Genomic DNA, 14,163 nt, shown 5'->3' with positions numbered 1-14,163 from the left:
AAAGGGGATGAAATGACCGAAAAGGTCAAGCTGCTTAGCCACGTCGAGGCAATCAACTGGAACAAGATCCAGGACGACAAGGACGTGGAAGTCTGGAACCGACTGGTCAACAACTTCTGGCTTCCGGAGAAGGTGCCGCTGTCCAACGACGTCCAGTCGTGGCACACCCTGACGCCGGATGAGCAGCAGCTCACCATGCGCGTTTTCACCGGCCTCACCCTGCTGGACACCATCCAGGGCACGGTTGGCGCTGTCTCACTGATTCCGGATGCGATCACCCCGCACGAAGAAGCTGTGTACACCAACATCGCCTTCATGGAGTCGGTGCACGCCAAGTCCTACTCGTCCATCTTCTCCACGCTGTGCTCCACCAAGGAGATTGACGACGCTTTCCGCTGGTCGCTCGAAAACGAGAACCTGCAGAAGAAGGCGCAGATCGTCATGGATTACTACCAGGGCGACGATCCCCTGAAGCGAAAGGTGGCGTCAACGCTGCTGGAGAGCTTCCTGTTCTACTCAGGCTTCTACCTGCCCATGTACTGGTCCTCACGCGCCAAGCTCACGAACACGGCAGACCTCATCCGCCTCATCATTCGTGACGAGGCCGTGCATGGTTACTACATCGGCTACAAGTTCCAGAAGGGCCTGGAGAAGGCTTCCGAGGCCCGCAAGCAGGAAATCAAGGACTACACGTTCGAGCTTCTCTTCGAGCTGTACGAAAACGAAGTCCAGTACACGCACGACCTCTACGACGGAGTGGGCCTGGCCGAGGACGTCAAGAAGTTCCTGCACTACAACGCCAACAAGGCCCTCATGAACCTCGGCTACGAGGCCATGTTCCCGGCTTCCGTCACCGACGTGAACCCGGCAATCCTGTCGGCTTTGTCCCCGAACGCTGACGAAAACCACGACTTCTTCTCCGGATCGGGCTCCTCCTACGTGATTGGCAAGGCTGTCAACACGGAGGATGAGGACTGGGAGTTCTAATTTCTTTCTAAAGAGGCGGGCAGCGAGAAATCGTTGCCCGCCTCTTTCGTGCTCGGGCTTGTTGCCCTACTCCGGTGCAGGGGCGCGGCTGTTGGGCCGGTGTTGCTGCTTTCGTGGTGTGGCCGCAGTCGTCTCGGCGTGTTGGCCGTGGCGGTGCCCAGGTAGCGGAGGGCCTTTCGACTGGTAGGTGTGGCCAGTGGGTGTGCTGACCTCCACGGTGTGCCTGCCACCGGGCACGCTCCGTGAAGTCCAGCCGGGGTTTTCTTTGGTGTGGTTGCAGGCTTCGCAGAGTCCGGCGCCGTTGTCCGCCGTGGTGGTTCCGCCGGAATGCCACGCAATCACGTGGTCGATGTGCCTGATCGGCGCGTCGCAGTAAGGGGTGTGGCAGGTGTCGTCGCGGATTTCGATGAATCGCCTAAGCCGTGGTGGGAAGATCCGGGCTTTGGAGTCTATGGTCAGGAGTTCGCCGGTGGCAGGTGCGGTATAGAGCCGGCGGAGCCAGACGGTGAACGCGGGGTCCTGCGTGGGGCTGGAGTTCTTGCCTGCCACGGGGCGCCGTCCAACCGTGGCAGAGTGGCGGGACGGCGGTTCCCTGCCAGCATCAAGCAGTTTCCTGGCCCACTCCGTTGGGACGATTCCGTACCCCTTGAGCCGGGCCGGTTCGCTGTCGCCTTGGAGGAGCGTGCGGTCGGTCATCACGAGTTGAAGGTCGACACCGCTGATCCCGCCCGGGGTTCCGGTGATTCGTTCGACGAGGGTGTCTGCCATGACTTGGCCTCGGGTCCGGGTGTCACCGCTGGAACGGGCGGAGTCTGCGGCCCGGGTGAGGGCGGCGTAGGCGGCAACCCCTTGGGCGACGGGCAACAATGCTGTCAGGTAGGTCATGGCGTCCGGTGCCGGGCGCAGGCCAACGGTCCGTTCGATCGCGGCGTGGCAGGCGCGTTGGGCCACTGAACGGGGATCCCGGCGGTAGGCGGCGGCTTTCGTGGCGGCTATGATCGCCCGGTCACCCTTCCCCTCAAGAGTGCCGGTATCGGCTGCGAGTTCCTCGTCCACGCCGCGCCGGTCTTCGACGGACAAGCAGGCGGTTTCCTTCACGAGCAGGGTGGCCCGCCACTCGTTCAACTGGCCCGACTCCAACGCCGCCATGGTGCGCGGCATCTCGGTGACCAACGCTTTGGCCAGCCCCAACAACCGTGATCCCCGGTTCGGGGACTCCCGCCGAGCCAGGGCGACTTGAGCCCCCACGGCCTTGCCGCGTTCGGACGCAGGGATGCCGGCTTCGGCTTGTTCCTGTCGTTGGGCGAGGTCAAAGGCCACGGCGATCCTCGCCTGGAGGCCGGTGATGGCCGACTTCATGTCTTCCAGGGCGCGCAATTGATTGATCAGATCACGGCTTACCGTGCGGCTCTCCGGGAGAGCGCCAACGGCCGGGGCCTGACCTTGAACAGGGGCAGGTACCCGTGCGGCCGACAGTGTGGCGGCCTCTCTCATTTCCTGAACCTGCTCCATGTCCATACTCTCCCAGAGGGCTCTGACATTTATGGCCGTTCGTCAACCGGCCCGGCCATGGGGCTTTCATGGCACTGAACCCTCCCGCCCTTGTCCGCGTCTATACATCAGGGGAAGATCATTGACATCGCCGGGGAGGGCACCATGGTTCAGCTTGAGAAGTTTGAAAAGTACTTGATCGAGGAGTTCTACGACGACTACCGGTCCGGTGACATGTCGCATAGGACATTCACCAGACGGGTGGCGTTCATCATGGGAAGCATGACGGCGGCCGCCGCGGCTATGACCTTAGTGGGCTGCACGGCGGACGAGGTACCCAAGAGCACGGACCCGATGCCCACGTCGTCAGCAGCATCGCCGGGAGGCGCCACCACCGCGGTTCCCAACGCTAAGAGCCCGTTGTCCGTTCCGGAGGGCGCGGCCGGGCTGACAACGGCCACGGTGAAGTTGGCTTCTGGCGGTACTGAGATCAGCGGCTATCTTGCCCGGCCCGAGGGCAACAATGCCGGCCCGGGGGTCCTGACCTGTCATGAAAACCGAGGCCTCACACCCCATATCCAGGACGTGGCCCGACGCTTCGCCAAAGAAGGCTACGCGGCGTTGGCACTGGATCTGCTCAGCAGGGAAGGCGGCACAGCGACCATGGATCCGGACGCTGTCCCCGGTGCGCTGACGCAGGCCGGTGCACAACGCCATGTCGGGGACTTCAAAGCAGCCTTCGACTACCTCAACAGCCAGGACTTCGTCGAAAACGGCCGCATCGCCATGATTGGGTTCTGCTTCGGCGGTGGCATCACCTGGCAAGCGTCCACGGAGATCACGGGCCTCAAGGCAACCTCCGCGTTCTACGGGCCAGCACCGGACCTGGCCAAGGTTCCCACCATCAAGCCTGCAGTGTTTGGTGTGTACGCCGAAAACGATGCGCGGATCACCGGCGCCATGCCCCAACTCAGGGATGCCTTGGATGCCACCGACGTCAAACACCAAATCAAGGTTTACCCAGGTGTGGACCACGCGTTCCACAACGATACAGGGGAGCGATACGTCGAGGCCCAGGCGACGGCAGCGTGGAACGACACGTTGGCGTGGTTCAAAGCCAACGTCTGACTCACGGCTGCAGGCGCCCGGTCTGGCTCGCCAATTCTGCCTCCAACGTTTCGATGCTCGGCAAGCTGGACACGAATTCGTCGGGCAGCGACTCAGCAATGGAGGTCCGCCACTCCGCAATGCCCACTGGTGCGTTGAACCCACGCAGTGCATATTCGGCCACCACGCTGTTCTTTTCCTTGCACAACAGCAAACCGATGGTCGGTTTGTCATCGGGGTGCGCCATGAGATCGTCCACGGCCGCCATGTACATTCCCAACTGTCCAAGGAAGCCGGGTTCGAATTTGACGGCCTTTAGCTCGATCACCATGTAGCAGCGCAGCTTCAAGTGGTAGAACAGCAGATCAGCAAAGAACTCGTCGCCGGCAATTTCCAACCGCACCTGCTCGCCGACAAAGGCGAACCCCTGGCCCAGTTCCAAAAGGAACTTCTCCACATGTTGGACCAGCTGCAACTCCAGTTCCCGTTCGCTGTGCCGGTCAGTCATTGCCAGGAAATCAAACACGTAAGGATCCTTGGTGGCCTGCTGCGCGAGGTCGGAGTCGGCCTGGACCATGGTGGAGGCGAAATTGGTGATCGCCTGGCCGGAGCGCTCGTGCAAGCGAGTGGAGATCTGGTGGGCCAGGACGTTCCGCGACCAGCCGTGCTGGGCCGCGGCCGCTGCGTACCAAAGCCGCGTGGCGGCGTCGTCGAGCTTTTCCAGGAGCGCGATCTGGTGGTACCAGGGCAACGTTGCAAGCGGTGCTTGCAACATTGGGAAGTCGGGCCACGCCTGGGCGAAGCTCTTCATGTACCGCAGGTTCCTGGGGGAGAAACCCTTTGCTTCGGGGAACCTGGTCCGGATGTCCGCCGACAACCGCGTCACCACTTTGGCGCCCCATCCTTGCTCGGATTCCCGTTCTGCGAGTTGCCGGCCGATGCTCCAGTAGGAGTTCAATAGTTCGCTGTTGGCCGCTGCCACTGCCCGGGTGCGGCCCGTACGGACCTGTTGCGCGACGGTCTTCAGCAGGGTGGGGTACCAGTCGGGCATGGACGAAGCGGCGGGGACCCCCGGAAATGAGGCCTCGGTTGCGAGCTCTTGGGACGGCATGTGTCTCCTGTCGGTTGCTGTTGGCAACACGCTATGGGGAGGCACTGACAGAATGGACGGGTGAGTGATGCAGGCGAATTCGTCGATCTGGCGCTGCAGCGTGAGTCGTCATGGGAGAAGGCCATGGAAACCCGTGAGCGCCTCGGCGGGAGCCTGAAAGTGTACGGTGCGTCAGTGGGCGCAGTGCGCGGAACAATTAGGGATGCGCTGAAGAGGTATAAGAACCTCAGCCATGACGATATCGCCGCCCTGAGCTCGGAACTGTGGGACGAACCGGTCTTCGAACGGCGCCTCGCGGCCGTGGTTTTGCTGCAAACCAAAGTCGGCCTTCTCGTCAACACGGATCTGACCCGGATCGAAGGCTTCATCAGGGACGCCGGGACACTGGAACTGGTGGATCCGCTGGCCAAGGACGTCCTGCGGCCCCTGCTCTCCCGGCTCGCCGGGCAGGCTAAGGATCGTGCGGAGCGCGTGGTGGAACGCTGGGGCCAAGACCCTGACCATCAATTGCGTCGCGCCGCGGCCCTGGCTCTGGGCGCCGACACCCCTTGATAAGCATCAGTGACCGGCCTAGCGTTTCCCTCAACACATGCCACGTGCCATTTTTCGTGAAGTGAGAGGGTCGTTCATGAAATCGCTCTGGTTGGATCGGGAACCCCGTTTTAGGTCGGATGCCATTCCTTCCGGGAGTCATTTCGACACTGTAGTGGTAGGCGCCGGAATTACCGGACTCGTTGCCGCACTGATGTTGTCCCGATCAGGCCAACGGGTTGTCGTGTTCGAGGCTCGCACCATCGGTGCGGTCAGTACGGGTAACACCACCGGAAAGCTGAGCCTGTTGCAAGGCGGGGTGCTTTCTTCCCTCCGCACCGAATATCCCCTGAAGGTGGTCCGCGCCTACGTGGAGGCCAACAAGACAGGGCAGGCCTGGTTGTTGCAGTATTTGGAGCAGCAGGGTGTTCCTTTCCAACGCAGGACGGCGGTAACTTTCGCAACCACCGACGACGGCGGCCAGCGGCTACGCAAGGAAGCCGCGGTTTCGCGGGACGCAGGTTTGGATGTCCACTTCAGCCGGGATTCTGGACTTCCATTCTCGGTAGTGGAAGCGCTGGAGCTGGAGAACCAAGCACAATTCCACCCGATGGAAGTCCTTGACACCCTCGCCCTGGACATCCGCCAGCATGGCGGCCTGGTTGTCGAGGGCGTGCAGGTACAGAACGTGGGTTCAGGGCACCCCCAGGTGGTTTCCACCCGCAAGGGTGCCTTCACAGCAGACACCGTTGTGCTGGCCACGGGAACCCCAATACTCAACCGCGGGCTGTACTTTGCCAAGCTTGAGCCACACCGCTCCTACGCGGCAGCATTCCGTCCACCGGAGGGGACGACGATCCCTCAAAGCATGTATCTCTCCATCGATTCGCCCACCCGCTCCCAGCGCACCCACCCAACGCCTGAGGGGGAGCTGTTGCTGGTGGGCGGCTTCGGCCATGAAGCCGGCAGGTCAGAATCACCGCAATCGCACGTTGACAGCCTCCTCGAGTGGACGAACCAGCATTACCCAGGTGCTGAGGCAACCCACACCTGGTCCGCCCAGGACTATAGGGCCACCAATCTCATGCCGTTCTTCGGAAAGCTCCCGCGAGGCCGTGGCCACATTTTCTTCGGCACTGGGTACAACAAATGGGGGATGAGCAATGGGACCGCAGCCGCGCTGTCCATCACCTCGGACATCCTAGGAGGGCAATCCGATTGGGCTACCACGATCCACCACAGGGTAACTTCGCCCAAGGGTGCCGCCGAGGCTGTCCGGCACAACGCGAGCATCGCGCGACGGATGGCGGAGGACAGGAAAAGGGTCAAGAACAATCCTGAAATCACCGACGACACGACACCGCCGGAGGGGGCCGGCGTCGTGGGCCTCTACAAAGGCGAACCTGCCGCAGTGTCCACCGTGGACGGCAACGTCTGCATGGTCTCGGCCAGTTGCGCGCATTTGGGCGGCCTGTTGAGTTGGAACGACGCTGAGAAATCGTGGGACTGTCCATTGCATGGGTCCAGGTTCACTCCCACGGGCAAGTACCTTGAGGGGCCTGCGACACATCATCTGCAGAGGTCGCCCGCCAAAAAGAAGGGCTAAGTCAGCCGGTCTATGCGGCGCCGGGTCTGGTCAGCGGCGCGTCGCTGCTGGGTTGCTGCCCTCACGGCGATTTTCCTCTCCGCTTCTGCGGCGTCGGCATCCCGGGTGATTCCGATCAGCTCTGCTTCCAGGGATGCCAGACGCTTCTTTGCGTCACTGATCCCGGCTTGGACTTCTGAGCGTCTGCCTGCGAGTTCGTTGACCGCCTCCCATGCTTTCGTGGCCGTAGCCTCGGCCTCCCGTGCCGCGTGGTCGGCTTGGTCGAAGTCGCGACGCGCTTCCGCCAACGCCGCTTGGCGCTTTTCGGCTCGGCGATCGGCCAGTGAGGTGGCCTCTTCCCTGGGCGATGGCGTCTTCGGACCAACCGGTTCCTCGGCGGGAGGTGTTGGTTCTGTCTTGGCCGCGGGATTCGCGGGGGCTACGAAGCCCGAATCGTTGTCGTCGTCGGGTCCGGCTGCGGCAATGGCGCCGCTAACGTCCACGGACTCAAAGCCGCTGCCGCTCAGCCCCCGCACCAGCCGCCCCGTCCGCACCGCCGCGGCAGCACCGGCGTCGGCCATGGCGGCCCTGAGTGTCTGTTCGACGTCGCCGGCTGCCGACGCGCTGAGCGGGCCTCCCAGTTCACTCGCCAGGTCCTTGGCGGAGTTCACCGCCGACGTCAGTTGCCCTTGCCGTTGTTGACTGAGTCCGCGGAAAGCTTCGACATCCGACTCTTCCTGGGCGGAGCGCAGCGCCGCACCAAAGCGAACGACGCCGTCAATCACCTCGGGCCTGTGAAGGGCCAGCATGTTGATGGCCCAGGCAGCGGCGGCAGGCTTTGGGAGGCCGCCGATTTCCTGGGCAAGGTCCTTGTTGCCGGCTTCTTTGAGCGTGCGTGCCAGTGCCGTTCGCTCGGCAATGAAGTCTCGAGGCATCGCGGCGTACAACTTCCGGGCGGCGTCGCGAAGATCCATGAACCCATCCTAGGGTCGGGGACAATCCCGCAGTGCGTTCGTGCGCAGGGCAGTGACCGCAGCACCGTGTCCTCAACACTGCGGCCCTTAGGGTAGCCTAAGTCAGTGGACCAGATCATGAGCTTGCCCTTTGGCGTCGCACTGGCGGCGCTTTTCGCGATTGTCATGATCCGCGTCAACGCCACGTACTGGATTGGACGGGGAGCGGTGGCCGGCTTTGCGCACACCCGCTTCGGCAGTTCCCTGCAGGGACCTAAAGCAGCCCGGGCCCAAGCCCTGATTCAGCGCTGGGGTCCGTACGCCGTCGTGCTTTCCTTCCTTACCATCGGCCTCCAGACGGCCATTAATCTGGCTGCTGGAGCGGGGCGTATGCCGTTGCGACGGTACCTGCCTGCGGCCATTGTTGGTTCCGTCGTCTGGGCATTCCTCTATGCGACCATCGGCCTCGCCGCGCTGGAAGCGTGGCTTGCGGTAGCAGCGGCGTCGCCTGTTGGAGCAGCCTTGGGTGCGGCCGCCTTGGCCGCCATTATTGTGTGGGTGGTCGTAGTCCGCCGGCGTCGGGCAGCGGCCAAATCAGCGGATACAGTGGTCTGAGTTCTACTGCTGGATCGGCGAAAGGCTCGGGTTGACTACTGCATTACCGGAACTGGCGGACGGCAATTCTTATTACGAATCGTTGGGCGAGGGCCGCTACCGCTCCACGATCCATGCCCAAGGCGCATGGAATCCGCACGAGCAACACATGGCGCCAGCTTCGGGGATCATCGCCGATGCCCTTGTGCGCCACGAGCCCAGGGACGATGTTCGCCTGGCACGGATCAGTTATGAAATCCTCGGGCTGATCCCCGGCGGCGAATTCCAGGTCACCACCTCAACGCTGAGGCCAGGCAGAACCATCGAACTTGTACAGGCCGAGCTCTCTGCCGGGGGCCGCGTGGCCATCCGGGCTTCGGCCTGGCGCATGATCACCAGCGACACCAGCGCCGTGGCCGCCGTGGAAGATGAGCCCATGCCGGCACCGGATGAATGCAAGCCATGGGACGGCGCCAGTGTGTGGCCAGGCGGTTACATCCGTTCCTTGGAGATGCGCTTGGCCGAAGGCCACCGTCCGGGGTCCGGCAGGGTGTGGATCCGGACCTCGCATCCGTTGACAGACCGGGATGACAGCACGGATCTCGCCCGGTTGATGGGCCTCGTGGACACAGCCAACGGCATTGCGGCCCGTGTTCCTCCTGGCGAAAACAGCTACATCTTCCCTAACGTCGACCTGCAGATCCACATGTACAGGGCTCCCGCCGGCGAATGGTTGGGTTTGGACAACAAGGTTTCCTTCGGGGCCGACGGCATTGGCCTGACGTCCACTGTGCTCCACGACGTCAGCGGACCTTTCGGCAGGGCCGAGCAGATCCTTACCTTGAGGGAGAGCTGATGAGCGGGGCCGAAGCCGTGCGGGGGCAGCTCACGGCATACCGTCAGAACGAATCCCTGGGTGCTGCAGAAGACCTCGACTTCGCATTGGAGCTCCTCAAGCGCGCCCGGAGCGGTCAGTTGGGTCCCTCCCTTCGCCTGTACCGCCCGAAGCCTACGGTTGCCTTTGGTCAACGCGACGCGAACCTGCCGGGCTTTGCCGCTGCCGAGGACGCGTGCCGTGAATTGGGGTTCGAGCCTTTGGTCCGCAAGGCAGGTGGGCGCGCTGCTGCCTACCACGAAGGTTCCCTCGTGATCGATCACGTTGAGCCGCATCCTGACGCGATCGTTCGCGCCAAGGCGCGGTTCTCGGAGTTCGGCGAATTGCTGGCAGGGGCTCTTCGCAGCGTGGGTGTCCACGCCGCCGTCGGCGAGATCCCCGGGGAGTACTGCCCTGGCGAGTTCAGCGTTCACGGCGAGGACCCGGATTTCCCCGCGCACCGGATCAAGTTGATCGGCACAGCACAACGGGTAGTCTCCGGTGGATGGCTGTTCAGCTCCGTGATCGTGGTGGAGAACTCCCGGCCCATCCGCGAGGTACTGACGGCCAGTTATGCCGCCCTTGGCCTGGACTGGGACCCTGCAACCGCAGGCGCGGCAAGCGACTTGCTGCCCCATCTGGATGTGAAAACCGTTGAGGACGCGGTGATTGAGGCCTACCGCGGCTACGCGAACATCGTCGACGGCCACTTCCGGAGCCTCGCGGTTTAGCCGCCGCAGGTCCCGTTGAGTCCCCTCCACGCCGGGTCTAGGCTGAGGGAAGCAGCTAACCCGATCACGGGAATCGTGGTGGAACGATGGGCCGGAAGAAGGATCCAGTTGAGGATTCAGACGTAGACCTTAGCGTGGGTCCACCCAAAAGGTCGGCCGCCGGTCTGCCAAGCCTGAGCGAAACACTTCCGCATGCCATGGCCTACATGGGTCCATCGAGGGCATGGAAGACGCTGAGTGCCGTCAATCAAAAAGACGGCTTCGACTGCATGAGCTGCGCGTGGCCTGACCCTCCGGAACGCAAGGCTGCCGAATTCTGCGAGAACGGTGCCAAGGCCATCGGCTGGGAAGCTGAACCGCTGAGGATCCCCACTGCTTTCTGGGCCGAGAACACCCTGGCCTCCCTTGGACAACGCTCTGAGTTCTGGCTGGGCCAACAGGGCAGGTTGGTAGAACCGGTGTACAAGGCCGCGGATTCGGACCACTACGTTCCTATCGGGTGGGATGACGCGTTTGGGATCATCGCCCGGGAGCTGAATGCGCTGGAAACCCCGGACCAGGCGACCTTCTACACCAGTGGCCGGACCAGTAACGAGGCAGCCTTCCTCTATCAGCTGTTCGTGCGGGCTTTTGGGACCAACAACCTCCCGGATTGTTCCAATATGTGCCACGAGTCCACCGGCGTTGCCATGGGGGAGACCATCGGCGTGGGCAAGTCGGCCATCTCCTACACGGACTTCGCCAAGGCTGAGCTGATCATCATCATGGGCCAGAACCCTGGCACCTGCCATCCTCGGATGCTCACGGCCCTGGAAGAGGCCAAGATTGCAGGGGCGCAGATAGTTGCCGTGAATCCGCTCCCTGAGGCCGGCCTGATCAACTTCAGGAACCCGCAAACACCCCGTGGCCTGGTTGGGCGGGAAACAGACCTCGCGGATCAATTCCTGCACATCCGGATCGCCGGGGACATGGCATTGTTGCAAGCTGTCTCCAAGCGCGTTCTCGACGCCGAAAGGGCGGCGCCCGGGTCAGTCCTGGACCGTGCGTTCATTGACGGGCATTGCCAGGGATTCGTGGGCTTCGCGGCGCACCTGGCTTCACTGAAAGAACGCGATGTGTTCGAGGCTACCGGGTTGAGCGGCGGTGAAATCGATGAACTCGCTCAAAGATACATACACGCCGACCGGGTCATCATCACCTGGGCCATGGGGCTCACGCAGCACAAGAAAGCAGTCCCGACGATCAAGGAAATCATCAACCTGTTGTTGTTGCGCGGGAACATTGGCAAACCCGGCGCAGGTCCGTCCCCGATCCGCGGTCACAGCAATGTCCAAGGTGACCGGACCATGGGCATCTGGGAAAAGATGCCGGCTCGCTTCCTGGATGCCCTCCAGCAGGAATTCTGCTTCGATCTGCCGCGGTCTCCCGGACTGGACGCCGTGGACAGTATCCGCGGGATGCGTGATGGCAGGATCAAGGTGCTGTTGGCGTTGGGCGGAAACCTGGTCCACGCGATTTCAGATACCGCTGTGGCTGAGGGGGCGGTGCGAGGCACCCGTCTGTCCGTGCAGATTTCCACCAAGCTGAACCGCTCGCACGTGGTGGTCGGTGAGCAGGCTCTGATCCTGCCCACGCTTGGCCGGACGGAGATAGACCGCCAAGGCGGGGCTGAGCAGTTCGTCACGGTGGAGGACACTGTTTGTGCCGTGCATCGCTCGGCCGGGCCGTTGGAACCGATCGCCCCGGGGGTGTTGTCCGAGGTCGCCATTGTCACCCGGCTAGCCCAGGCTGTCTTGGGCAACAGGGTGACTGTTGATTGGGCCGGCCTCCGCTCGGACTACAACGGCATCAGGGAACACATCTCCCGCGTGGTGCCAGGCTTCGAGGACTTCAACACCCGTATCCGGGAGAAGGACGGCTTTGTCCTGCCGCATGGGCCAAGGGACAGCAGGACCTTCCCCACCGCTACGGGCAAGGCCATGTTCACGATTAATGAGCTTGAGACCATCCAGGTTCCCGCAGGCCGGCTGCTGTTGCAGACCGTTCGCTCCCACGACCAGTTCAACACCACCACGTATTCCATGAACGACCGCTACCGGGGCATCAAGAAGGGGCGAATGGTGCTGCTGGTCAATCCGCTGGACCTGGAGGAGCTGGGCTACGAGGACGGCGGATACGTTGACGTTCACAGCGAGGCCGACGACGGCGTGGACCGTGTCCTGCCACAGTTGCGTTTGGTGTCTTACCCCACGGCCAAGGGGTGCGCTGCTTCGTACTATCCGGAGGCGAACGTGCTGGTGCCCTTGGATTCGACGGCGGAGGAGAGCAACACGCCTGCTTCGAAGTCGGTGATCATCCGGCTTGAGCCGGCTGCGGCCCCGGACTTCGAGGCAGCAGCCGGCCGACGTCAATGACGGTACCGGTTTAGTGGCCCCGTGCGATCCATTCGTCGAGGTGCGGCTTCTCCGCACCGACGGTGGTGGAGTCACCGTGTCCTGTGCGGACCACTGTGTCCCCGGGCAGGGTCAGGAGTTTGGTCCGGATGGATTCGATGATGGTGGGGAAGTCGCTGTAGGACCGGCCCGTGGCCCCCGGTCCGCCCTGGAAGAGGGTGTCGCCGCTGAAGAGCGTCCCTTGGCCAGGCAGATGGAACGAGACGGATCCCGGCGAGTGGCCGGGTGTGTGGATGGCCGTCACCGTTGCCCCGGCGACGACGAACTCGTCGCCGTCGACGATCGCGACATCAGGATCGGCTTCAGGGAACACCGCACGCCACAGCATCCAGTCGTCCTGATGCAGGTGGATGGGGGCTTTGACCAGTTCCCGGAATGCCTCTGCGGAGCGGATATGGTCGTCATGGCCATGGGTGAGCAGGATGGCTTTGACCGTGCGGCCGTTGACGGCTTCCGCTATCGCAGCCGGGTTGTGGGCGGGGTCGATAACGATGCACTCGGAATCGTTGCCGATGATCCATACGTTGTTGTCCACGTCCCAGGTTCCGCCGTCGAGGGAAAATGTCCCGGACGTGACTACGTGGTCGATGCTCACGTTGTTGATGTCGTTCACAGCTCTACCACCGATCGGAGAACAGCACCCTGGTGCATTTTGTCGAACGCTTCTTCGACCTGGTTGATGGTGATGCGCTCGGTGACGAAGGCGTCAAGGTCCAGCTTGCCCTGCTTGTAGAGGTCCACCAGCATGGGGAAGTCGCGTGAGGGCAGGCAATCGCCGTACCAGGACGATTTGAGGGATCCGCCGCGACCGAAGACGTCCAGCAGGGGCAGCTCCAGGGTCATCTCCGGTGTGGGGACGCCTACCAGGACAACGGTTCCTGCGAGGTCGCGGGCGTAGAAAGCCTGCTTGTAGGTTTCGGGACGGCCGACGGCGTCGATCACCACGTCGGCGCCGAATCCGCCGGTGAGCGCCCGGATCGCCTCCACGGGGTCGCCGGCTGATGAGTCGACGGTGTGGGTGGCGCCCAGGTCCTTGGCGCGCTCGAGCTTCTTCGCATCGATGTCCACGGCAATGATGGTGGTAGCGCCAGCGAGCGCGGCGCCCGCGATGGCTGCTACGCCAACTCCTCCACAGCCGATGACGGCCACTGAGTCTCCGCGCTTGACGCCGCCGGTGTTGAGCGCCGCGCCCAAACCTGCCATGACGCCGCAGCCGAGCAGGCCGACGGCGGCGGCATCGGCGTCGGGGTCTACCTTGGTGCACTGGCCAGCGGCGACCAGGGTCTTTTCGATGAATGCGCCGATTCCCAGCGCGGGGGAGAGCTCAGTGCCGTCCTCGAGGGTCATTTTCTGGGTGGCGTTGTGGGTGTTGAAGCAGTACTGGGCCTGGCCGCGGTTGCAGGCGCGGCAGTTGCCGCAGACGGCACGCCAGTTGAGGACCACGCGGTCTCCGGGGGCCACGTCTGTGACATCGGGGCCGACGGCACTGACCACGCCGGTTGCTTCGTGTCCCAGCAGGAACGGGAAGTCGTCGCTGATGCCGCCGAGTTTGTAGTGGAGGTCTGTGTGGCAAACGCCGCTGGTCAGGATGTCCACCAGGGCTTCACCGGGACCGGGTTCGGGAACCAAGATGGTTTCGAGGGTTGCCGGCGCCCCTTTGGAGCGGACGACGACGCCTTTGACTGCGTGGACCATGGATTGTTCCCTTCGGGCTTGCGGAGAGCGGGCCCGGGGTTAAAGCAGCAG

The 14,163-nt window shown here is 63.1% G+C and carries 13 protein-coding genes; 8 read left to right on the top strand and 5 right to left on the bottom strand.

From position 1 onward, the window contains the following. The first annotated feature begins 12 nt into the window (after positions 1-12). Positions 13-987, top strand: coding sequence for a class 1b ribonucleoside-diphosphate reductase subunit beta (gene nrdF / locus ACFRJ9_RS04975; RefSeq protein ID WP_377665055.1), 975 nt, complete (start codon positions 13-15; stop codon positions 985-987). 66 nt (positions 988-1,053) lie between these two features. Here nrdF and ACFRJ9_RS04970 read toward each other — a convergent pair whose 3' ends face one another. Beyond that, on the bottom strand, positions 1,054-2,505 hold the full coding sequence (locus tag ACFRJ9_RS04970) for an HNH endonuclease (RefSeq protein WP_377665053.1): 1,452 nt from the start codon (positions 2,503-2,505) through the stop codon (positions 1,054-1,056). A 138-nt stretch (positions 2,506-2,643) separates the two neighbouring features. On the opposite strand from ACFRJ9_RS04970, the gene ACFRJ9_RS04965 reads away from it, so the two are divergent. Next, complete coding sequence (locus ACFRJ9_RS04965; RefSeq protein WP_377665051.1) at positions 2,644-3,606, top strand: dienelactone hydrolase family protein; 963 nt, start codon at positions 2,644-2,646, stop codon at positions 3,604-3,606. 1 nt (position 3,607) lies between these two features. On the opposite strand, the gene ACFRJ9_RS04960 is transcribed toward ACFRJ9_RS04965, so the two are convergent. Beyond that, on the bottom strand, positions 3,608-4,696 hold the full coding sequence (locus ACFRJ9_RS04960; protein WP_377665049.1) for a YhcG family protein: 1,089 nt from the start codon (positions 4,694-4,696) through the stop codon (positions 3,608-3,610). Between the two features lie 60 nt (positions 4,697-4,756). On the opposite strand from ACFRJ9_RS04960, the gene ACFRJ9_RS04955 reads away from it, so the two are divergent. Beyond that, positions 4,757-5,248 carry a DNA alkylation repair protein gene (locus ACFRJ9_RS04955; protein WP_377665047.1) on the top strand — a complete coding sequence of 164 codons (492 nt, stop codon included), beginning with the start codon at positions 4,757-4,759 and terminating at the stop codon, positions 5,246-5,248. A 76-nt stretch (positions 5,249-5,324) separates the two neighbouring features. Beyond that, the gene (locus ACFRJ9_RS04950) at positions 5,325-6,833 is read left to right on the top strand and encodes an FAD-dependent oxidoreductase (RefSeq protein ID WP_377665045.1); all 1,509 of its coding nucleotides are present in this window, start codon (positions 5,325-5,327) and stop codon (positions 6,831-6,833) included. Here the strand turns inward: ACFRJ9_RS04950 and ACFRJ9_RS04945 are convergent. Next, positions 6,830-7,786: a hypothetical protein gene (locus tag ACFRJ9_RS04945; RefSeq protein ID WP_377665043.1), complete on the bottom strand. Its 957-nt coding sequence runs from the start codon at positions 7,784-7,786 to the stop codon at positions 6,830-6,832. The two genes, ACFRJ9_RS04950 and ACFRJ9_RS04945, sit on opposite strands and share 4 nt — an antisense overlap. 105 nt (positions 7,787-7,891) lie before the next feature. Between ACFRJ9_RS04945 and ACFRJ9_RS04940 the strand changes: the two genes are divergently transcribed. From ACFRJ9_RS04940 to ACFRJ9_RS04925, 4 genes are all read left to right on the top strand, one after another. Continuing rightward, on the top strand, positions 7,892-8,380 hold the full coding sequence (locus ACFRJ9_RS04940) for a DedA family protein (RefSeq protein WP_377665041.1): 489 nt from the start codon (positions 7,892-7,894) through the stop codon (positions 8,378-8,380). Positions 8,381-8,411: 31 nt separating this feature from the next. Further along, the gene (locus ACFRJ9_RS04935; protein ID WP_377665039.1) at positions 8,412-9,215 is read left to right on the top strand and encodes a thioesterase family protein; all 804 of its coding nucleotides are present in this window, start codon (positions 8,412-8,414) and stop codon (positions 9,213-9,215) included. Next, on the top strand, positions 9,215-9,964 hold the full coding sequence (locus tag ACFRJ9_RS04930; protein ID WP_377665037.1) for a biotin/lipoate A/B protein ligase family protein: 750 nt from the start codon (positions 9,215-9,217) through the stop codon (positions 9,962-9,964). The genes ACFRJ9_RS04935 and ACFRJ9_RS04930 overlap by 1 nt, the downstream gene beginning before the upstream one ends. Before the next feature lie 86 nt (positions 9,965-10,050). Next, on the top strand, positions 10,051-12,378 hold the full coding sequence (locus ACFRJ9_RS04925; protein WP_377665035.1) for an FdhF/YdeP family oxidoreductase: 2,328 nt from the start codon (positions 10,051-10,053) through the stop codon (positions 12,376-12,378). A 10-nt stretch (positions 12,379-12,388) separates the two neighbouring features. Here the strand turns inward: ACFRJ9_RS04925 and ACFRJ9_RS04920 are convergent, their stop codons facing one another. Both ACFRJ9_RS04920 and ACFRJ9_RS04915 read right to left on the bottom strand, forming a co-directional pair. Then, the gene (locus ACFRJ9_RS04920; RefSeq protein ID WP_377665033.1) at positions 12,389-13,030 is read right to left on the bottom strand and encodes an MBL fold metallo-hydrolase; all 642 of its coding nucleotides are present in this window, start codon (positions 13,028-13,030) and stop codon (positions 12,389-12,391) included. Then, complete coding sequence (locus ACFRJ9_RS04915) at positions 13,027-14,112, bottom strand: S-(hydroxymethyl)mycothiol dehydrogenase (protein ID WP_377665031.1); 1,086 nt, start codon at positions 14,110-14,112, stop codon at positions 13,027-13,029. Before ACFRJ9_RS04915 ends, ACFRJ9_RS04920 begins: the two co-directional genes overlap by 4 nt. Positions 14,113-14,163: the final 51 nt, after the last annotated feature.

Source organism: Paenarthrobacter sp. NPDC056912, from assembly GCF_042786555.1.
Lineage (GTDB): Bacteria > Actinomycetota > Actinomycetes > Actinomycetales > Micrococcaceae > Arthrobacter.
This window is presented reverse-complemented; position numbering and strand designations above follow the sequence as displayed.